The organism is Streptomyces sp. NPDC053665 (genome assembly GCF_055585285.1).
On sequence record NZ_JBVJKK010000005.1, the window covers coordinates 253,902 to 273,188 of the forward strand.

Genomic DNA, 19,287 nt, shown 5'->3' on the forward strand with positions numbered 1-19,287 from the left:
TACAGAACAGTGCCCTCCGCCATCGAGGTGTTCGACGCTGTCCCACGTACTTCCGGGTGGACGGGTCCGGGGGCCGGTACCCGTGGAGGCCGGGAAACCGGAGGCGCTGCGCCGTTAGTCTGGTGGCGGTACGGCGTGGGTCTGGTGCCGTGGTACGACGGAAGGGACGGCATGTACGGCTGGATCTGGCGGCATCTGCCGGGAAACGCGTGGGTGAAGGCGTTGTTCTCACTCGTCCTGGTCGTGGCCGTGGTCTACGTCCTCTTCCAGTACGTCTTCCCGTGGGCGGAGCCGCTGCTTCCCTTCAACGATGTGACGGTGGACAACCAGTGAGCGCGCGCATTCTGGTCGTGGACAACTACGACAGCTTCGTCTTCAACCTGGTCCAGTACCTGTACCAGCTGGGCGCCGAGTGCGAGGTCCTGCGCAACGACGAGGTCTCCACGGCACACGCCCAGGACGGCTTCGACGGTGTGCTGCTCTCCCCCGGGCCCGGCACCCCCGAGCAGGCCGGTGTCTGCGTGGAGATGGTCCGCCACTGCGCCGCGACGGGCGTGCCGGTCTTCGGCGTCTGCCTCGGCATGCAGTCGATGCAGGTGGCGTACGGGGGTGTGGTGGACCGGGCGCCGGAGCTGCTGCACGGCAAGACGTCCCTGGTCGAGCACGCGGGCGGCGGCGTCTTCGCGGGTCTGCCCTCGCCCTTCACGGCGACGCGCTACCACTCGCTGGCCGCCGAGCCGGCCACGGTGCCGGCCGAGCTGGAGGTCACCGCCCGGACGGAGGACGGCATCGTCATGGGCCTGAGGCACCGTGAACTGCCGGTCGAGGGCGTGCAGTTCCATCCCGAGTCGGTGCTGACCGAGCACGGGCACCGGATGCTGGCCAACTGGCTGGCGGAGTGCGGCGACGAGGGCGCGGTGGCGAGGTCGGCCGGGCTCGCCCCGGTGGTGGGCAGGGCCACGGCGTGACCGCGCTGCGCCCCGAGCGCGAGTCCGACACCTCGTACGGGCAGCAGTCGTACGGGGCGCCGGGCGCGTTCGAGGGGTGGTCGGGGCCGGCGGCCCACGGGGGCGGTCCGCAGGCGGGGCCGCAGCCGTACCCGCAGGAGCCCGGCCCGGGGCGCGGGCCGTTCCCGCCCGGGGCGCGGCAGCCGTATCCGGCGTCGTACGAACCGGTGCCGCAGGAGTACCAGCCGCCGCCGGTGATCGACGAGGAGACCGTCGCGCTGCGGGTGCCGGATCCGCCGCCCAGCGAGGACTTCACAGCGGGCTCTGCGGGCGCCGGTGGGTCACGAGGGCCCGGATCCGCCTCCGGCGGCCGTGCGGCCCGCAGAAAGGCCGCCAAGGGCCGCCGCGCGCGCCATGGAGACGCCGCCGAGGCCCCGCCGTCGGGCCGGAGGGCTGCCCGCGGGGCCGGACAGCCGGCCCGGGAGGACGCGCGGGCGCCGCTGTCCCGCGTCGAGGCGCGGCGGCGGGCCCGGGCGCGCAAGCCCGGCGCCGCGGTCGTGGCCAGCCGGGCGATCGGCGAGGTGTTCATCACCACCGGTGTGCTGATGCTGCTGTTCGTCACCTACCAGCTGTGGTGGACCAACGTCCGGGCCCACGCCCAGGCCGGCAAGGAGGCCAGCAGCCTCCAGAACGACTGGGCGAGCGGCAAGCGCAACCCGGGCACCTTCGAGCCGGGGCAGGGATTCGCCCTGCTGCACATCCCGAAGCTGGACGTGGTCGTACCGATCGCCGAGGGCACCAGCAGCAAGGGCGTCCTGGACCGGGGCATGGTGGGCCACTACGCGGAGGGCGCGCTCAAGACCGCGATGCCGGGCGACAAGGCCGGGAACTTCGGGCTCGCGGGCCACCGCAACACGCACGGCGAGCCGTTCCGCTACATCAACAAGCTCTCCCCGGGCGATCCGATCGTCGTGGAGACGCAGGACGACTACTACGTCTACAAGATGGCCTCGATCCTGCCGGTGACCTCGCCCAGCAACACGAGCGTCCTCAACCCGATCCCCAAGGGGTCGGGGTTCACCGAACCGGGCCGCTACATCACGCTGACCACGTGCACCCCGGAGTTCACCAGCAAGTACCGGATGATCGTCTGGGGCAAGATGGTCGAGGAACGGCCGCGCAGCAAGGGCAAGCCGGATGCGCTCGTCAGTTAAGGGCAGATGACCAGTGGCAGCGACCACCGACACGAGTTCAGAAGAGCACACCGGCAGGGGGTCCCGGCCGCCCGCGGCACGGCGCCGTCCCGGTCCGATGGGGATGGCGGTCAGCTTCTTCGGCGAACTCCTCATCACCGCGGGCCTGGTCCTCGGCCTGTTCGTCGTCTACTCGCTGTGGTGGACCAACGTGGTCGCCGACCGCGCGGCCGGCAAGCAGGCCGACAAGGTCCGTGACGACTGGGCCCACGGCAGGGGCGGCCCGGGTGCGCTCGACACGAAGAACGGCATCGGCTTCCTGCACGTGCCCACGATGAGCAAGGGCGAGGTGCTGGTCGAGAAGGGCACCTCGAACAAGATCCTCAACGACGGTGTGGCCGGCTACTACACGGACCCCGTCAAGGCGGCCCTGCCGATGTCCGGCAAGAAGGGCAACTTCTCCCTCGCCGCCCACCGGGACGGCCACGGCGCGAAGTTCCACAACATCGACAAGATCGCCAAGGGCGACCCGATCGTCTTCGAGACGAAGGACAAGTGGTACGTGTACAAGGTCTACGGCATCCTGCCCGAGACCTCGAAGTACAACGTCCAGGTCCTGTCGCCCGTCCCCAAGGAGTCCGGCCGGAAGAAGCCGGGCCACTACATCACGCTGACGACCTGCACCCCGGTGTACACCAGCACCTACCGGTACGTGGTGTGGGGCGAGCTGGAGCGGGTCGAGAAGGTCGACGAGCAGCGGACATGGCCGAAGGAACTGCGGTGAGGTGACGGCGGGCCCCGACAGCCAAGCGCCCCGGCACTCGTCGAGTGCCGGGGCGCTTGCCGTATGTCCGCGTGCCGTACGTCCTGCGTGAGGCGGTCAGTCGTCCTCGCTGCGGCCGGTGATGCCGCCGAAGATGCCGCCTCCGCCGTTGTCACCGCCGCCGTTGTTGTTGCCTCCGCCGCCGGCCGTCGTCAGCGTGATCGTCTGGCCGCCCGGGTTGTCGGTCTCGGTGCCGGGCTGCGGGTCCTGCTGGGTGACGATGGCGTTGTCGTCCTGCGGGCCGGACACCTGGATGTTGGTGAAGCCCTGCTGCTGGAGGATCTGCTTGGCCTGGCCCAGCGGCCGCAGCCGCACCTCGGGCACCTTCACCTTCTTCTGCTGCTTGGCCTTGCCCACCACCATCTGCACGGACGAGTTCTTGTCGACCTGCTGGTTGGCCTGCGGGGTGGTGGAGACGACCTTGCCAACCTGGTTGGGGTCGTCGGTCTCCTGCTCGGTGCAGTTGCCGACCAGGTCGTTGGCCTGCATCTGGGCCTTCGCCGCGTCGCAGCTCTGGCCGACCACGTCCGGGACGGTGGACTTCTTCTCCGCCTTGGCGATGGTGAGGGTGATGGTCGAGCCCTTCTCCACCTCTTCGCCCGTGGTCGGGTTCTGCTCCAGCACCTTGCCCGGGTCCTCGGGGGACGTCCGGGTCTCCGTCTTGACCTCGAAGGCGTACTTGTCGTCCTCCAGCTTGTCCTTGGCCTCGTCGATGCTCAGGCCGGTGACGCTGGGGACGGTCACCTTCGGGGCGCCGGTGGAGACGACGACCTCGATGGTGGAGTTCTTCTTGACCTCGGCCGGCGGCTTCGGGTCCTGGTCGCAGATCTTGCCCTTGCTCTGGTTCTCGCAGGGCTTGTTGGTCGTGGTCAGTTCCAGCTCGCTGTTGGACGCGAGTCTCCTGGCGTCCTCGAGCTTCTCCCCGACCAGGTTGGGGACGGAGACCTTGTCGTTGGCCACGCCGTCGCCGCTGAACGCCCAGCGGCCGATGAGGATCGCGCCGACCAGGACGAGGATGCCGGCCACGACCAGCAGGATCGTCGAGGTGTTGGACTTGCGCTGCTGGCCGCGGCGCCGGTCGGGGCGGTCGTCGTAGCCGTAGCCGCCGTCGTCCGGGTTCATCGGGGGCAGCATCGAGGTGGCTCCCGCGCCGGAGTCCGCGCGCAGGGCCGTCGTCGCCTGGTCGTCCGGGTAGCCGCCGTAGCCGACCCCGCCCATGGCCGCGGCGGCGGCGACGGGCTGGCCGTCCAGGCAGGCCTCGATGTCGGCGCGCATCTCGTCGGCCGACTGGTAGCGGTAGTCGGGGTCCTTGACGAGCGCCTTGAGGACGATCGCGTCCATCTCGGGCGTGATCTCGGGGTCGAAGACCGAGGGGGCCTGGGCCTCCTCCCGCACGTGCTGGTAGGCGACGGCCACCGGGGAGTCGCCCACGAACGGCGGGCGGACGGTGAGCAGCTCGTACAGCAGGCAGCCCGTGGAGTACAGGTCCGAGCGGGCGTCCACCTGCTCACCCTTGGCCTGCTCCGGGGAGAGGTACTGGGCGGTGCCGATGACGGCGGCGGTCTGCGTCATGGTCATGCCGGAGTCGCCCATGGCCCGGGCGATGCCGAAGTCCATCACCTTGACCTGGCCGTTGCGCGTCAGCATGACGTTCGCGGGCTTGATGTCGCGGTGCACGATGCCGCTGCGGTGGGCGTACTCCAGGCCCTGGAGGATGCCGATCGTCATCTCCATGGCGCGCTCCGGCAGCAGCTTGCGGCCGGAGTGCAGCAGCTCACGGAGGGTCGAGCCGTCCACGTACTCCATGACGATGTACGGGATCGACACGTTGTCGATGTAGTCCTCGCCCGTGTCGTAGACCGCGACGATCGCGGGATGGTTGAGCGAGGCGGCCGACTGGGCCTCCCGGCGGAACCGGGCCTGGAAGGAAGGGTCACGCGCGAGGTCCGCGCGCAGCGTCTTCACCGCCACGGTGCGGCCGAGACGGGTGTCATGCGCGAGGTAGACCTCCGCCATGCCACCACGCCCGAGCACCTGGCCCAGTTCGTACCGGCCGCCGAGGCGACGCGGCTCTTCCATGGTTACCTACCAGCCCTCTCCGTCGGTCCCGACCGGAAGCGTGTGCGGTCGGAGGCTGCCGTCCGGGCCTACCGTACCCGGCTCGTTTTGTGTGACCTGGCCAAGCCCGTCAGCCGATACCGGACCGGTACCGCAACGTGCACCGATGTGAAGCAGACGTGAGCGGGGTCACTTCTTGTCGTTGATGACCGCCTCCATCACGCCCCGCGCGATCGGTGCCGCGAGGCCGCCGCCGGAGATGTCGTCGCGCACCGCGTTGTCGTCCTCGACGACGACCGCCACGGCGACCGGCGCGTTGCCGTCGGAGTTCTTGGCGTAGGAGATGAACCACGCGTAGGGGTTCTCGCTGTTGTCCACACCGTGCTGGGCGGTACCGGTCTTGCCGCCCACCTTGACGCCGGGGATCTTGGCGTTGGAGCCGGTGCCCTTCTCGACGACCGTCTCCATCATCGACTGCAGGATCTGGGCGTTCTCCGGCGACAGCGGCTGGCTCATCTCCTCCGGGTCGGTCTTCGTGATCGGGTCGACGCCGGACGACTGGAGCTCGTCGACCATGTACGGCTTCATCAGCTTGCCGTCGTTGGCGACGGCCGAGGCCACCATGGCCATCTGCAGCGGGGTCGCGGCGGTGTTGAACTGGCCGATGGAGGACAGCGCCGTCTGCGAGGGGTTCATGTCGTCGGAGAACACCGAGGCGTTGGCCCGGACCGGCGTGAAGTGCTCCTCGCCGAAGCCGAACTCCTTGGCCTCCTTCAGCATCTTCTCGTTGCCGAGGTCGGCGCCGATCTTGCCGAAGACCGTGTTGCAGGAGTACTGGAGCGCGACGCGCAGGGAGGCGTTCTTGCAGGGGATGTTGCCCTCGTTGGGCAGCTTGGTGGTGGTGCCCGTCATGACCCAGGGGTCCGGGGAGTCCGTCTTCTCGTCGGCGCTCTTGTAGATGCCGTCCTCCAGGGCCGCGGCCGCGGTGACCACCTTGAAGGTGGAACCGGGCGGGTAGGTCTCGCGCAGCGCCCGGTTGAGCATCGGGTCGTTCGGGTTGTTCTTCTTCTGCAGCTTCTGCCAGGCCTCGGTGTCCGTCGTCGTGGAGTTGCCGGCGAAGGACGACGGGTCGTACGACGGGTAGGACGCCAGGGCCAGGATCTTGCCCGTCGACGGCTCCAGGGCGACGACGGCGCCCTTGCCGCCCTGCCTCTTCAGCCCGTTGTAGGCGGCCTTCTGCGCGGCGGCGTTCAGCGTCGTGACGACGTTGCCGCCCTGCTGCTTCTCACCGGTGAGCATGTCCAGGGTGTTGCGGAAGAACAGCCGGTCGTCGTTGCCGGTGAGGATGCCGTCCTCGAGGGACTCCAGCTGGGTCGCGCCGAAGGCCTGGGAGGCGTAGCCGGTGACCGGCGCCCACATCGGGCCGTTCTTGTACGTCCGCTTGTACTTGAAGTCGCTGCCCGACGTCTCGGCGGAGCCGGTGACCGGCTTGCCGTCGACGATGATGTCGCCGCGCGGCGAGGCGTAGCGCTCGATGGTGACGCGGCGGTTGTTCTTGTCGGACCTGAGCTCGTCGGCCTGGACGTACTGGATCCAGTTGTCGCGGATCAGCAGGGCCAGGACCAGCAGGCCGCAGAAGATCGCGATCCGGCGCAGGGGCTTGTTCATGACGGGCGGACCACCTGGGTCATCTCGACGTCGGGGTTGGCGGCGGGGGCGGGGGCCGGGCGGCGGGCCGTATCGCTGATGCGCAGCAGGATGCCGATCAGGGCCCAGTTGGCGATCACGGAGGAACCGCCGTACGCCACGAAGGGCAGCGTCATACCGGTCAGCGGGATGAGGCCCATGACACCGCCGGCCACGACGAAGACCTGGAGGGCGAAGGCGCCGGACAGGCCGATCGCGAGCAGCTTGCCGAACGGGTCGCGGGCGGCGAGCGCGGTGCGCACGCCCCGCTCCACGATCAGGCCGTACAGCAGCAGGATCGCCATGACGCCGGCCAGGCCCAGCTCCTCGCCGAAGGTGGCGAGGATGAAGTCGGAGTTGGCGGCGAAGCCGATGAGGTCCGAGTTGCCCTGACCGAGGCCGGTGCCCAGGGTGCCGCCGGAGCCGAAGGCCCACAGGGCCTGCATGGCCTGCTCGGAGTGGATGATCCCGTCCTGCACGCCGGCCCGGGACAGCTCGAACTCGCGCATCGGGTCGAGCCAGGCCTGCACACGCGTCTGGATGTGCGGCTCGAAGCTCGCGACGCCGACGGCACCGACCGCGGACATCAGCAGACCGAAGACGATCCAGCTGGTCCGCTCGGTGGCGACGTACAGCATGATCACGAACATGCCGAAGAACAGCAGCGAGGTGCCGAGGTCGGTCTCGAAGACCAGGATGAGGATCGACAGCACCCAGACCACGAGGATCGGGCCGAGGTCGCGGCCGCGCGGCAGGTACAGCCCCATGAAGCGGCGGCTGGCCAGCGCCAGGGCGTCTCTCTTGACCATGAGGTAGCCGGCGAAGAAGACGGCGAGGACGATCTTCGCGAACTCACCGGGCTGGAGCGTGCCGAGGCCGGGGATCTTGATCCAGATCTTGGCGCCGTAGATGTCGGCGCCGAGACCCGGCACCAGCGGCAGGATCAGCAGGAACAGCGCACCGGCCATGGAGATGTACGTGTAGCGCTGCAGGACGCGGTGGTCCTTGAGGAAGATCAGCACCGCCACCAGCAGGGCCACGCCCATCGCGGAGTACAGCAGCTGCCGGGGCGCCGCCTCGACGAACTGCTTGCTCGCCTGGAGCTTCTTGGACTGGTCCAGCCGCCAGATGACGACGAGCCCGATGCCGTTGAGCAGGGTCGCCAGCGGCAGCATCAGCGGGTCCGCGTACGGGGCGAACTTCCGGACGACCAGGTGGCCGACGCCCGCGAGCAGGCCGAGCCCGAGACCGTAGCTCAGCAGGCCGGGCGGCACCGAGCCGTTGATGGCCAGGCCGACGTTGGCGTAGGCGAACACCGGGATGACGACGGCGAACGCCAGCAGGGCCAGCTCGGTGTTGCGGCGGCTCGGGGCGCCGATCGCGCCGATCGTGGACGTGTGGTGCGTCGCCGAGTGCGATGCATTCGTACTGCTCATCGTGTGACGGGGCCTCTCACCGCTTGCCTACTGCTTACCGCACAGCGAGACGACCTTCTGCTCTTCCTCCGAGAGGCTGGGGCCGGGGCTGGGAGTGGGTGCGGTCGTGGTCGGGGGCGTGGACTTAGAGGGCGCCGACGGCGAGCCCGACGGGTTCGACGGGTTCGGTGTCGGAGTGGCTGTGGCCTTGGACGTGAAGGAGGCGGGAGTGGTTCCCGTGGTGCCCCCGGCCTCGCCCTCACCGGTCTTGGCGTTCTTCTGGCTCTCGGCTTCGCGCCGCTGTGCCTGCTTCTTGCACGCGGAGGCCTGCACCGACAGTTCCTGGATCTTCGCCCGGGCGTTCTTCAGGTCGCCCTCGGCGATGGTCGCCTTGACCAGCTTCTGCTGGTAGGGCGGCAGGTACTTGAGTTCGATCTCGGGGTGGTCCTTCTCGACCTTCGACAGCGACACCCAGGCCAGGTCCTGGCTGATGCCCCGGTACAGCGCGACGTGCTCGTCCTCGGCACCGACGTAGTACTGCGTCTGCGTCCAGCGCCAGCCGCCGTACAGGCCGCCGCCGACGACGGCGAGGGCCAGGGCGATGAAGAAGGACCTCTTCAGCCAGCGGCCCTTCTTGCGCGGCTTGTCGAAGTCGCCGTCGCCGTAGTCGAAACCGGCGGGGATGTAGCCGGTGGTGTCGCCCGAGCCGGGCGGGCCGAACTCGCCGCCGCCGCCCTGCCCGCGGCCCTGGCGGCCGAGGCCGGAGGCGCGGCCGGCGGGGGTCTGCATGATGCCGTTGTCGTGCAGCTGGTGCTGGTTCTCGGCGACGGCGCCGACCACGACCGGGGTGTCGGACAGCTGCCCGGCGAGGGTGTCGCCGGTGTCCAGGTCCAGCACGTCGGCGACGATGACCGTGATGTTGTCCGGGCCGCCGCCGCGCAGCGCCAGCTCGATCAGGTTCTGCACGGTCTCCTGCGGGCCCTGGTAACTGGCGAGGGCGTCCTCCAGCGTCTGGTGGGACACCACGCCGGACAGGCCGTCGGAGCAGATCAGGTAGCGGTCGCCGGCGCGGACCTCGCGGATGGACAGATCCGGCTCCACGTGGTCGCCGGAGCCCAGCGCGCGCATCAGCAGCGAGCGCTGCGGGTGCGTGGTGGCCTCTTCCTCGGTGATGCGGCCCTCGTCGACCAGGCGCTGCACCCAGGTGTGGTCCTGGGTGATCTGCGTCAGCACCCCGTCGCGCAGCAGGTACGCGCGCGAGTCGCCGACGTGCACCAGGCCCAGGCGCTGGCCCGTCCACAGCAGGGCGGTCAGGGTGGTGCCCATGCCCTCCAGCTGCGGGTCGTCCTCGACCATCGAGCGCAGCTGGTCGTTGGCGCGCTGCACCGCCGTGCCGAGCGAGGTGAGGACGTCGGAGCCGGGGACGTCGTCGTCGAGGGCGACGATGGTGGAGATGGCCTCGGAGGAGGCGACCTCGCCGGCGGCGGCGCCGCCCATGCCGTCGGCGATGGCGAGCAGGCGCGGGCCGGCGTATCCGGAGTCCTCGTTGCCCTCGCGGATCATGCCCTTGTGCGATCCGGCGGCGAAGCGCAGTGACAGACTCATGCGCACCTCGCCCGTCGGCTCCGGGTACAGCCGGTCGTGTCGAGCCACACTGCCCACCCTCCGGTCGGGAGCGCGCCGGGGGCCGGGGTGAGGCCCGCCGCTGCGTGCTCGCTCCGCTCGCGCCTATCCATGATGTAGCACTACTTCCGCAGCTCGATGACGGTCTTGCCGATGCGGATCGGCGCGCCCGGCGCGATCGGTGTGGGAGTCGTCAGCCGCGTCCGGTCCAGGTACGTGCCGTTGGTGGAGCCGAGGTCCTCGACGATCCACTGGCCGTCGCGGTCCGGGTAGATCCTGGCATGCCGGCTGGAGGCGTAGTCGTCGTCCAGCACGATCGTCGAGTCGTGCGCCCGGCCCAGGGTGATGGTCTGCCCCTGGAGGGCGACCGTGGTGCCGGTGAGGGTGCCCTCGGTCACGACGAGCTTGGTGGGGGCGTTGCGGCCGCGCCGCCCGCCCGCGGACTGCTGGCGCTGCGGCGGCGGTGCCTGCCGGGCGGCCTGCTGCTGCCGGCCGGCCTCGCGGCGCGATCCGCGCTGCGTGACCCGCGTTCCGAACAGGTCGCTCCGGATGACCTGCACGGCCACGATCACGAACAGCCACAGAACGGCCAGGAACCCCAGCCGCATGACCGTGAGGGTCAGCTCTGACATTGCCCCCGCTTCACCCTTCGGCTTGCCTATAGATAACGGTGGTGCTGCCCACGACGATCCGCGAGCCGTCGCGGAGCGTAGCGCGGGTGGTGTGCTGCCCGTCCACCACGATGCCGTTGGTGGATCCGAGATCCTGGATCGTCGAGGGCGTTCCGGTCCGGATCTCGCAGTGCCGGCGAGAGACGCCGGGGTCGTCGATCCGCACGTCGGCGTCGGTGCTGCGGCCCAGCACGAGCGTCGGGCGGGAGATCTGATGGCGGGTGCCGTTGATCTCGATCCAGTGGCGGGTGCGTCCGCCGGCGGCCGGCGCGGCAGGGGGCCGCTGGCCGCTCGCGGGCTGGGGGTGGCCGTACCCGCCGGGGCGGCCGCCGGGAGGCGGCGCGGCCGGCATGGGCGGGGCGCCGGTGGGCGAGGCGGCCGGCGGGTAGCCGTAGCCGCCCGGGCGGGCGCCCTGCGGGGCGGCGGGGGCGCCGCCGGCTCCCGGGCCGCCACCGGCTCCCGGGCCGCCCTGCTGGCTGCTGGAGGAGGCGAGCGTACGGCTGCGCACGCGGTACAGGCCGGTGTCGAGGTCGTCCGCCTTCTCCAGGTGCACCTTGATCGGGCCCATGAAGGTGTAGCGCTGCTGCTTGGCGTAGTCGCGCACCATGCCGGCGAGCTCGTCGCCGAGCTGCCCGGAGTAGGGGCTGAGCCGCTCGAAGTCCGGGGTGCTCAGCTCCACGATGAAGTCGTTGGGGACGACCGTCCGGTCGCGGTTCCAAATGGTGGCGTTGTTGTCGCACTCGCGCTGCAGCGCGCCCGCGATCTCCACGGGCTGGACCTCGGACTTGAACACCTTGGCGAAGGTGCCGTTGACCAGACCTTCGAGACGCTGCTCGAACTTCTTCAGGACTCCCATGGGGCACCTCCTCCGTCGCTGCCGTCCTGTGTACCGCCCTGCGGGGCACTTGCCTGGTACTGCTTACTGATCGTATCCACGCGCCGGTCGATCGGCTGGTTCCCCCTGTCGGCCCCGCCGACAGGTGTCGACGCATGACGAAGTTCCCTGTGGAGCTCCTCTTCGAACTCCTGCCGGAGTACTGGTGCGCGCAACCGCCCGGCGTACTCCTGCCATGGATCGTAGAGGCGGCGGGAGACCAGTGTCCCGCACCCGGCTGTGGACTCGGGCCCCCTCCCGGGGAGACCGGGGGTACCGGTACGAGGTTGATACGTGAACAGGCACGCGCCGATACGTGGCAGGGACATCCATGACCCGGGGCGGCCCCCGCCGGGGGCGGAAAGGGATGTGAACCCACCCCGTCCAGCGTGCTAATGTTCTGGGTGTCGGAAGGCGCCGGCCCGAAAAGGACGGAGCCCAGGACACACCCAATGCGCGGGTGGCGGAATAGGCAGACGCGCTGGATTCAGGTTCCAGTGCCCGCAAGGGCGTGGGGGTTCAACTCCCCCCTCGCGCACCGTCGGAACGGGCGGCATCGATCAGGTGCCGCCCGTTCGTCGTTTCCCCGGATGTGACGGTCCTCTCGCCTGCGAGGCGGAGCTCCGGTCCTTGCCGTGTGAGGAAGCTCTCAGGTCTGCTCGGAGCCGGCCCGGCCCAGGGTGCGGCCCGGGGCGAAGCGGGCCCGGGCCGCCGGGGTGTCCCGGAGGCGGGGCGGGTAGCCCGGGCCCGTGCGGGCGGTGAGGTCCCCGGGGTCCAGCGGGTCCCCGCACGAGGAACAGACCACCCGGGCCTGCGTGTCGTGACCGCAGGTCGTGTGGTGCAGCACCACCGGCGCGCCCTCGTCGCCGGCCAGCCAGCGGTCGCCCCAGGCGTTGAGCGCGGCGAGCACCCCGAAGAAGTCCCGGCCCTTGTCGGTCAGCAGGTACGCGTGGCGGACCGGTTCGCTCTGGTAGGCCCGGCGGTGCAGCAGTCCCTCCGCCTCCAGGCGCCGCAGCCGGTCGGTGAGGGTGTTGCGGGCGATGCCCAGGGTGGCGGTGAAGCCGTCGAAGCGGGACTCGCCGTAGAAGAGCTCGCGCAGGATCAGCAGGGTCCAGGCGTCGCCCAGGAGGTCGGCGGTGCGGGCGATGGAGCAGGGCCAGCCGTCGAACGAGGTCCGTCTCATGCGCTCCACTGTAGAAGGACGCCTCCTGGTCGGTCTCATGATGAGACGAAGGCCGGCCGGGCCTCCTGGTCACTCCCGGACGCCCGCCAGGACCGCCGGGCGGCGCAGTGCGAAGGCCGTGGGGAGCAGCGCGGAGGTCACGGCCAGGGCGGCGCACGCGGCCACCGTCGCGCCCAGCGCCTGCCATGGCAGGACGACGGCCGGAGGTGCGGACAGCAGCGCGAGGGCGCCCCACAGACCGGCCAGGTTGACGGCGGTGACCGCGACGCCGAGGAGGGCGCCCGCCGCGACGACCGTGAAGGACTCGGCGCACGTCACCTTGAGCACCTGCCACCGGGTGGCGCCGGCGAGCCGCAGCACGGCCACGTCGCGGAGCCGGCCGGACGCCCCCATGGCCGTGGTGTTCGCCACGGAGATGCCCGTGTACAGCAGGGCGAGACCGAGGACCAGGAGGAGGCCGAGCCGGGTGGTGCGCCGGGTGCCGGGCCGGGTCTCCTCCAACCACGCCTCCCGGGTCAGGACCCGGCCGTCGGTGCGGGCGGCGCGGTGCAGGGCGGTGGAGACGGCCGCCGCGTCCGCGCCCCGGGCCAGGGCGACGTCGACCCGGTCGACCGGGGCCCCGGGGGCGTTGCGCGGGGTGAGGTGGACGCCGTTGCCGCCGGTTCCGGTGGGCATGACCGCGGCGATGCGCAGGGTCCGGCGGGTGCCGTCACCGAGCCAGACCCGGACGCGGTCGCCCACCCGGTGCCGCTGCCACTCCTCGTTGACGACGATCGAGTCGTCGTCGAGGGCGCTCACCGTGCCGGCCGTCAGCGGCACGTGCGAGGTCGCGGCCAGGGCGCGCGGATCCGTGGCGCGGGCCTCGGAGCGGATCAGGGCCACGCCGTCCTCCAGCACGTGCACGGCCGTCGCGGCCGAGGGCGCGACCACGGCCCCCGGCACCTGCCGCAGTCTGCGCAGGGTCGCCCCGTCGAAGCCCGCCCGGTCCTTCGGCAGCAGGACGAACGCGGCGGTGGTCCGTTCCCGTGCCTCCTGGGCCTTGGCCCGGTCCAGGGTCGCGGTGGTACCGAGCAGGGAGCCGGCTAGGGCCACCGTGATCAGCACCGGGGCCGCGAGTGCGGCGCACCGGCTCGGACCGGTGGCGGTGTTCTCGCGGACGAGCAGGGCGCTGACCCCCGGCAGGGTGGTGAGCAGCCGGGTCAGGGGCCGCAGGAGGAGCGGGGAGAGCAGGGCGGCCGCGCTGATCAGCAGCATCGGGCGGCTGATGTAGGTCTTGCGGTGGAGCAGGTCGCCCGGGTCGGTGCCCAGCGCGAGAACCAGGGTCGCCGCGGCGGTGAGGAGCAGGGCCGTGCCGCACAGCAGGCGGCCGCGTGTGATGCCGCCGCTGTCGGCCGACGCCTCGCGCAGGGCCTCGGCCGGCGCGATGCGCCCGGCCCGCCAGGAGGCCGCGCCCGCCCCGGCCAGGGCGACGAGCAGCCCGGTCCAGAAGGCCGCGTGGTAAGGCCAGGTGGGGTCGCCCAGGGTGAACCAGGAGGGAGCGAGGTCCTCGGCCACGGCCCAGGCGACGAGGTGCGGTGCCGCGAGGGCGCCCAGGGCGCAGCCGGTGGCCGAGGCGAGGACGCCGACGGCCAGGGCCTCGGCGAGGACGCCGCGGCGGATCTGGCCCGGGGTCGCCCCGGCCGTGCGCAGCAGGGCGAACTCGCGGCGCCGCTGGGCGACCGCGAAGGCGAACGTGGACGCCACGACGAAGACCGACACGAACGCGGTCACGCCTCCGGCGGTGCCGAACAGGGCGTTCAGCGCGGTGAGCGCCTCCCGGTCCCGGTCGTGGGCGGGGTCCCCGGTCCGGCGTGCGTCGCCGGTGAGGACCAGGGCCGTGCCGCGCACGGCCTTCCGCACAGCCGCCGGGTCGGCGTCGGTCTCCAGCCGGAGGACGCGGGAGGGGCCGGACCGCCCGTCCACCCGCACCGGGCCCAGCTTCCGCAGCTCGGCGACGGTCGCGGGCGGGATCGGCCGGGGGTGGGCGAGCCGGGCCGTGCGCTCGCCGGCCGGGGTCGGTACGCGCAGGGTGTCCCGGGCCTGCACGACGACGGACGCGGCCGGCGCCCGGCCGGGACAGGCGGAGAGGGAGGAGGCCAGGGCCAGGCCCGTCACGGTGAGCAGGGCCACGCCCAGCGCGAGCGCGACGAAACCGCCCGCGAAGGCGGACCAGTGGGCGCGCAGGGTGCGCAGGACGACGTTCAGCACGGGCGGACCTCCGGGTCGGTGCTCAGCACGGCGGGTTCTGCGGGTGGGTGGTGAGGGTGGGGGTCGGGTTGGTGCTCGGCACGGCGGGGGGTGCGGGTGAGGGGTGGTGGGTGGTCGGTGCGCCGGGGTGTGCGGGCCGGTTGCGCGGGCTGTGTCGGGGGAGGCCACGCCCAGGCGGTGCTCAGCACGGCGGGGCCTGAGGGCGGGTCGTGTGGGTGGTGAGGGGTAGGGAGTGTTCGGTGCGCCGGGGTGTGCGGGCCGGTTGCGCGGGCTGTGTCGGGGGAGGCCACGCCCAGGCGGTGCTCAGCACGGCAGGGTCTGGGGGCGGGTCGTGCGGGCGGCGATGGTGACGGCGTCGGCGCCGGTCAGCTCCTCGCCCACCCGGCCGTCGACAAGCACCACGACGCGGTCGGCGTACGCGGCGGCGACCGGGTCGTGGGTGACCATCACGACCGTCGTGCCGTCGCGGTCGGCCAGCGCGCGCAGCAGCCCGAGGACCTCGTGGCCGGTGCGCGTGTCCAGGGCGCCGGTGGGCTCGTCGGCGAACAGCACATCGGGCCGGGTCGTCAACGCCCGGGCGAGGGCGACGCGTTGCTGCTGGCCTCCGGACAGCTGGGCCGGCCGGTGCCGGGCCCGGTCGGCGAGGCCGACCTGCCGCAGGGCCGCGCGCACCCGGTCCTTCGGGACGCGGCGGCCGGCCAGGCGCAGCGGCAGGGCCACGTTCTGCTCGGCGGTGAGGGAGGGCAGCAGGTTGAACGCCTGGAAGACGAACCCGACGCGTTCACGGCGCAGCAGTGTCAGCCGGCGTTCGCTCAGGCCGGTCAGCTCGGTCCCGCCGACGGTGACCGAGCCGGACGTGGGCCGGTCCAGCCCGGCCGCGCACTGCAGCAGCGTGGACTTGCCGGAGCCCGAGGGACCCATGACGGCGGTGAAGGACCCGGCCGGGAACGCGAGCGAGACCCCGTCGAGTGCGGTGACCCGCCCGTACGTCCTGGTGACCGAGTCGAGCCGGACGGCGTCGTGCGTCATGGGAACCCCCTGGTGTCGGTGTGGGTCCCACGAAACCGGGCCGGGGGCCCGCGGCGCAGTGCGGCGGGGCCTAGACCCGGGGTAGGGCCAGACCTACCCCGGTGCTCCGCCCAGGCCCATGGCCGCGCCCCCGACCTGCTCCTACGGTGATCCCCATGCACCCTCGCAACGTGTGGCAGGCCATGTCCCGCCCCGGCTACCTGCTCTCGGCGTGGCCGTGGCGGTCGGCCGGGTACCTGCTGTCGGGCGCGGTCCTCGGCGCGGTGGTGCTCGTGGCCCTGGTGACGTCGCTGGTGGCCGGCGGGGTGCTCGCGGTGGTGCTGGCCGGGCTGCCGCTGCTGCTCGGCGCGGCCCTGGCCGGCGTCCCGGTGGCGGCCGTGGAGCGGTACCGGCTGCGGCTGGCCGACGCGGAGACCGCACGCGACCCGCACGAACCGCCCGGCGGGCCCGGGCTGCGCAGCTGGCTTTCATGCCGGCTGCGGGAGCGCGCCACCTGGCGCGAGCTGGGCCACGCCCTGCTGCTCGCGGGGGTGTTGTGGCCGGTCGACGCGCTCGCCCTCGCCGTCCTCCTGCTGCTCCCGCTCTCCGTGGCCGCGACCCCGCTGGTCCTGGCCGTGGCGGGCGAGGCGAAGGTGCTGAAGGTGTGGCTCGTGACGGACTGGACGGCCGCTGCCGGCTGGGCCGTCGCGGGCCTGGTCCTCCTCGCGGTGGGCGCCTATCCGCTGGGGTGCCTGGCCGGGGCGCGGGCCGGGCTGACGCGGTTGCTGGTCGCCCCGCGGGAGGCCGGGCTGGGGGCCAGGGTCGTCGAACTGACCCGGTCCCGGGTGCGGTTGGTGGACGCCTTCGAGGCGGAGCGGCGGCGCATCGAACGCGATCTGCACGACGGGGCGCAGCAGCGGCTGGTCGCCCTGACGATGACGCTCGGCCTGGCCCGGCTCGACGCCCCGCCGGGCCCGCTCGCCGACCAGCTCGCCCGGGCGCACCAGGAGGCCGGTGCGGTCCTGGCCGAACTGCGCGAGCTGATCCGGGGCGTCCACCCCAAGGTCCTCGCCGACTTCGGCCTGGAGGCGGCCGTCGCGGACGCGGCCGACCGCTCCGCCGTGCCGGTGGACGTGGACCTGGAGCTGCCGGGGCGGTTCTCCCAGGCCGTGGAGGCCGCCGCGTACTTCGTGGTGTGCGAGGCGCTCGCCAACGTCGGCCGGCACAGCGGGGCGCAGCGGGCCGAGGTCAGCGGCGGGTACCGCGACGGACGGCTGACCCTGCGGATACGCGACGACGGGTGCGGCGGGGCGCGGGTCCGGGACGGCGGCGGGCTGACCGGGCTCGCCGACCGGGTGTCGGTGCTCGATGGCACACTCTCCCTGTCCAGCCCGCCCGGCGGGCCGACCCTGCTGCATGTGGAGATCCCTGGTGAGCCTGCGAGGTGAGCGGCCCCTGCGGGTCGTCCTGGCCGAGGACAGCGTGCTGCTGCGCGACGGCCTGGTCGGGCTGCTCGAACGCTGCGGGCACCGCGTCGTCGCGGCCGTCGGGGACGCCGAGGCGCTCGTCGCCGCCGTCGCGGAGCACGACCCGGACGTGGTCGTCACGGACGTGCGCATGCCGCCCGGCTTCCAGGACGAGGGCCTGCGCGCGGCCGTGCGGCTGCGCCGGGAGCGGCCCAGGCTGCCGCTGCTGGTGCTCAGCCAGTACGTCCAGCGCCGCTACGCCGCCGAGTTGCTGGACACCGGCGACGGCACGGGCGTCGGCTACCTGCTCAAGGACCGCGTCGGCCAGGTCGAGGAGTTCGTCGAGGCGCTGGGCAAGGTGGCCGACGGCGGCACGGTCGTCGACCCGGAGGTCGTACGCCAGTTGCTGCGGCGCCGCCGCGACCCGCTGGAGCGGCTCACGCCGCGCGAGCGGGAGGTGCTGGCGCTGATCGCGGAGGGCCACTCCAACAGCGCCGTCGCGCGCCGGCTGGTCGTCTCCGAGGCGGCCGTGGGCAAGCACATCTCCGGCATCCTCACCAAGCTGGACCTGCCCCCGGCGGACGACACCCACCGGCGGGTGCGGGCCGTGCTGGCGTATCTGCGGGCGTAGGACGCCCCGGAACGGAACGCGCCCGCGGGCGGCCCCTGGCCGACGACGAGTGCGGCCATGGCCGAAACCTGTCGGACGCGGCGTGCTCCCGTCGTCCGGGTCGCACCATGGTGGCCCAGCCTCCGGACCGAGGAGCCACGTCATGGCACAGCAGGGCTGCCCCTTCCTGAAGATCGACCCGTCCGGCCAGGACCTCTACGGCGAGATCGCCCGGATCCGCGCCCGCGGCCCGGCCGTCGAGGTCGAACTCCCGGGCGGGGTACGGGCCTGGTGGATCAACGGGCTGGAGCTGAACAAGCGGCTGCTGGCCGGGCCCGAGACCAGCAAGGACGCCTACCGGCACTGGCCGGCCTGGATCAACGGGGACGTCTCCCGCACCTGGCCGCTGGCCATCTGGGTCTCGGTGCGCAACATGGTCACCGCCTACGGGGAGGACCACGGCCGGCTGCGCAGGCCGATGGCGGCCGCCTTCACACGGCGCCGCGTCGACGCACTCCTGCCCCGCGTGCGGGAGATCGTCGGCCGGGCGCTGGACCGCCTGGCGGACCACCCGCCCGGCCGGGTCGTCGACCTGCGGGCGGAGTTCGCCGCTCCGGTGCCGCACGAGGTGGTGTGCGAACTGTTCGGCGTACCGCGCGGCGAGGACGGCCCGCGGGCGGCGCTGTACCGCATCATCGACCGCTTCTTCGACACCGCGATCTCCCTGGAGGACGCCCGGGCGAACGCCGTGGACCTCTACGACACGCTGAGCGCGTTCCTGCGGCACAAGCGCGAGCACCCCGCCGACGACCTGACCACGGCGCTCCTCGCCGCCCACGACGCGGGCGAGATGAGCGAGCAGGAGGTGAGGGACAACCTGATCCTGCTGCTCACCGCCGGTTTCGAGACGACCGTCAACCTCATCGACAACACCGTGCACAGCCTGCTCGCCCACCCCGGTCAGCTCGCCCTGGTCCGCTCCGGGCGTGCGAGCTGGGAGGACGCCCTGGAGGAGTCGCTGCGCCTGGAGGCCCCGGGCGCGATGTCGGGCCTGCGCTACGCCGTGGAGGACATCGAGATCGAGCCGGGGCTGACCATCCCCCGGGGCGATGCCCTCGTGGTCTCCTTCGCCGGCGCCGGGCGCGACCCCGAGCGGCACGGGCCCGACGCCGACCGCTACGACCTCACCCGCCCGACCAGCCGCGACCACGTGTCCTTCGGCCACGGCGTGCACCACTGCCTGGGCCGGCCCCTGGCCATGGCCGAGGCGACGGTGGCGCTGTCCGCCCTGTTCGAGCGTTTCCCCCGGCTGGCCCTGGCCGATCCCTCGCGTCCGCCCCGGCGGCTGCGGTCGATCATCTCCACGGGCCACGAGAGCCTGCCGGTGCTGCTGCACGGGGCGGCACCGGACGCCCTGCCGGGTCCCCGGGAGCCGGGGCGGGCGGAGCCGGTCGGGGAGCCGTCCGGTCCGTAGGGAACCGTC

The 19,287-nt window shown here is 72.3% G+C and carries 16 protein-coding genes and 1 tRNA gene; 8 read left to right on the plus strand and 9 right to left on the minus strand.

The window, feature by feature from the left end; translation table 11 throughout:
* The first annotated feature begins 135 nt into the window (after positions 1-135).
* The 4 genes from ACZ6ZN_RS21240 to ACZ6ZN_RS21255 are packed head-to-tail and all read left to right on the plus strand — an operon-like array spanning position 136 to position 2,924.
* On the plus strand, positions 136-333 hold the full coding sequence (locus ACZ6ZN_RS21240; protein WP_469648975.1) for a hypothetical protein: 198 nt from the start codon (positions 136-138) through the stop codon (positions 331-333).
* Positions 330-968: an aminodeoxychorismate/anthranilate synthase component II gene (locus ACZ6ZN_RS21245; protein ID WP_469648394.1), complete on the plus strand. Its 639-nt coding sequence runs from the start codon at positions 330-332 to the stop codon at positions 966-968. Before ACZ6ZN_RS21240 ends, ACZ6ZN_RS21245 begins: the two co-directional genes overlap by 4 nt.
* Positions 965-2,161: a class E sortase gene (locus ACZ6ZN_RS21250; protein WP_469648396.1), complete on the plus strand. Its 1,197-nt coding sequence runs from the start codon at positions 965-967 to the stop codon at positions 2,159-2,161. Before ACZ6ZN_RS21245 ends, ACZ6ZN_RS21250 begins: the two co-directional genes overlap by 4 nt.
* Positions 2,162-2,174: 13 nt before the next feature.
* Complete coding sequence (locus ACZ6ZN_RS21255; RefSeq protein ID WP_451875941.1) at positions 2,175-2,924, plus strand: class E sortase; 750 nt, start codon at positions 2,175-2,177, stop codon at positions 2,922-2,924.
* A gap of 96 nt (positions 2,925-3,020) precedes the next feature.
* On the opposite strand, the gene pknB is transcribed toward ACZ6ZN_RS21255, so the two are convergent.
* The 6 genes from pknB to ACZ6ZN_RS21285 form a co-directional block, all read right to left on the minus strand.
* The gene (gene pknB, locus ACZ6ZN_RS21260) at positions 3,021-5,042 is read right to left on the minus strand and encodes a Stk1 family PASTA domain-containing Ser/Thr kinase (RefSeq protein ID WP_469648398.1); all 2,022 of its coding nucleotides are present in this window, start codon (positions 5,040-5,042) and stop codon (positions 3,021-3,023) included.
* 168 nt (positions 5,043-5,210) lie between these two features.
* A complete protein-coding gene (locus ACZ6ZN_RS21265; protein ID WP_451875939.1) occupies positions 5,211-6,689 on the minus strand; it encodes a peptidoglycan D,D-transpeptidase FtsI family protein in 1,479 nt (492 codons plus the stop codon).
* Complete coding sequence (locus ACZ6ZN_RS21270) at positions 6,686-8,143, minus strand: FtsW/RodA/SpoVE family cell cycle protein (RefSeq protein ID WP_398109149.1); 1,458 nt, start codon at positions 8,141-8,143, stop codon at positions 6,686-6,688. The genes ACZ6ZN_RS21265 and ACZ6ZN_RS21270 overlap by 4 nt, the downstream gene beginning before the upstream one ends.
* A gap of 27 nt (positions 8,144-8,170) precedes the next feature.
* Complete coding sequence (locus ACZ6ZN_RS21275) at positions 8,171-9,727, minus strand: Stp1/IreP family PP2C-type Ser/Thr phosphatase (protein WP_398109355.1); 1,557 nt, start codon at positions 9,725-9,727, stop codon at positions 8,171-8,173.
* 140 nt (positions 9,728-9,867) lie between these two features.
* Positions 9,868-10,377 carry an FHA domain-containing protein FhaB/FipA gene (locus tag ACZ6ZN_RS21280; RefSeq protein WP_333931879.1) on the minus strand — a complete coding sequence of 170 codons (510 nt, stop codon included), beginning with the start codon at positions 10,375-10,377 and terminating at the stop codon, positions 9,868-9,870.
* 10 nt (positions 10,378-10,387) lie between these two features.
* The gene (locus ACZ6ZN_RS21285) at positions 10,388-11,272 is read right to left on the minus strand and encodes an FhaA domain-containing protein (RefSeq protein ID WP_451875937.1); all 885 of its coding nucleotides are present in this window, start codon (positions 11,270-11,272) and stop codon (positions 10,388-10,390) included.
* 472 nt (positions 11,273-11,744) lie between these two features.
* Here ACZ6ZN_RS21285 and ACZ6ZN_RS21290 point away from each other — a divergent pair.
* Positions 11,745-11,828: transfer RNA gene (locus ACZ6ZN_RS21290), tRNA-Leu, on the plus strand.
* Between the two features lie 111 nt (positions 11,829-11,939).
* Here ACZ6ZN_RS21290 and ACZ6ZN_RS21295 read toward each other — a convergent pair.
* The 3 genes from ACZ6ZN_RS21295 to ACZ6ZN_RS21305 all read right to left on the minus strand — a co-directional run bounded on the left by ACZ6ZN_RS21295 (position 11,940) and on the right by ACZ6ZN_RS21305 (position 15,749).
* Complete coding sequence (locus tag ACZ6ZN_RS21295) at positions 11,940-12,473, minus strand: winged helix-turn-helix transcriptional regulator (protein WP_469648402.1); 534 nt, start codon at positions 12,471-12,473, stop codon at positions 11,940-11,942.
* A 69-nt stretch (positions 12,474-12,542) separates the two neighbouring features.
* Entirely contained in the window at positions 12,543-14,720 is a 2,178-nt protein-coding gene (locus tag ACZ6ZN_RS21300; protein WP_469648404.1) for an FtsX-like permease family protein, read from the minus strand.
* 303 nt (positions 14,721-15,023) lie between these two features.
* Positions 15,024-15,749 carry an ABC transporter ATP-binding protein gene (locus ACZ6ZN_RS21305; protein ID WP_469648407.1) on the minus strand — a complete coding sequence of 242 codons (726 nt, stop codon included), beginning with the start codon at positions 15,747-15,749 and terminating at the stop codon, positions 15,024-15,026.
* A 182-nt stretch (positions 15,750-15,931) separates the two neighbouring features.
* Here ACZ6ZN_RS21305 and ACZ6ZN_RS21310 point away from each other — a divergent pair, with 182 nt between their 5' ends.
* The 3 genes from ACZ6ZN_RS21310 (at position 15,932) to ACZ6ZN_RS21320 (ending at position 19,278) form a co-directional block, all read left to right on the plus strand.
* The gene (locus ACZ6ZN_RS21310) at positions 15,932-17,176 is read left to right on the plus strand and encodes a sensor histidine kinase (protein ID WP_469648930.1); all 1,245 of its coding nucleotides are present in this window, start codon (positions 15,932-15,934) and stop codon (positions 17,174-17,176) included.
* Positions 17,145-17,825, plus strand: coding sequence for a response regulator transcription factor (locus ACZ6ZN_RS21315; protein WP_469648408.1), 681 nt, complete (start codon positions 17,145-17,147; stop codon positions 17,823-17,825). The genes ACZ6ZN_RS21310 and ACZ6ZN_RS21315 overlap by 32 nt, the downstream gene beginning before the upstream one ends.
* A 142-nt stretch (positions 17,826-17,967) precedes the next feature.
* Positions 17,968-19,278, plus strand: coding sequence for a cytochrome P450 family protein (locus ACZ6ZN_RS21320; protein ID WP_469648411.1), 1,311 nt, complete (start codon positions 17,968-17,970; stop codon positions 19,276-19,278).
* Positions 19,279-19,287: the final 9 nt, after the last annotated feature.

Bases quoted from the DNA above. Each gene is read 5' to 3' on its own strand.
- pknB (WP_469648398.1), bottom strand. From the start codon at position 5,042: ATGGAAGAGCCGCGTCGCCTCGGCGGCCGGTACGAACTGGGCCAGGTG.
- ACZ6ZN_RS21265 (WP_451875939.1), bottom strand. From the start codon at position 6,689: ATGAACAAGCCCCTGCGCCGGATCGCGATCTTCTGCGGCCTGCTGGTC.
- ACZ6ZN_RS21270 (WP_398109149.1), bottom strand. From the start codon at position 8,143: ATGAGCAGTACGAATGCATCGCACTCGGCGACGCACCACACGTCCACG.
- ACZ6ZN_RS21275 (WP_398109355.1), bottom strand. From the start codon at position 9,727: ATGAGTCTGTCACTGCGCTTCGCCGCCGGATCGCACAAGGGCATGATC.
- ACZ6ZN_RS21280 (WP_333931879.1), bottom strand. From the start codon at position 10,377: ATGTCAGAGCTGACCCTCACGGTCATGCGGCTGGGGTTCCTGGCCGTT.
- ACZ6ZN_RS21285 (WP_451875937.1), bottom strand. From the start codon at position 11,272: ATGGGAGTCCTGAAGAAGTTCGAGCAGCGTCTCGAAGGTCTGGTCAAC.
- ACZ6ZN_RS21295 (WP_469648402.1), bottom strand. From the start codon at position 12,473: ATGAGACGGACCTCGTTCGACGGCTGGCCCTGCTCCATCGCCCGCACC.
- ACZ6ZN_RS21305 (WP_469648407.1), bottom strand. From the start codon at position 15,749: ATGACGCACGACGCCGTCCGGCTCGACTCGGTCACCAGGACGTACGGG.
- ACZ6ZN_RS21310 (WP_469648930.1), top strand. From the start codon at position 15,932: ATGTCCCGCCCCGGCTACCTGCTCTCGGCGTGGCCGTGGCGGTCGGCC.
- ACZ6ZN_RS21315 (WP_469648408.1), top strand. From the start codon at position 17,145: ATGTGGAGATCCCTGGTGAGCCTGCGAGGTGAGCGGCCCCTGCGGGTC.
- ACZ6ZN_RS21320 (WP_469648411.1), top strand. From the start codon at position 17,968: ATGGCACAGCAGGGCTGCCCCTTCCTGAAGATCGACCCGTCCGGCCAG.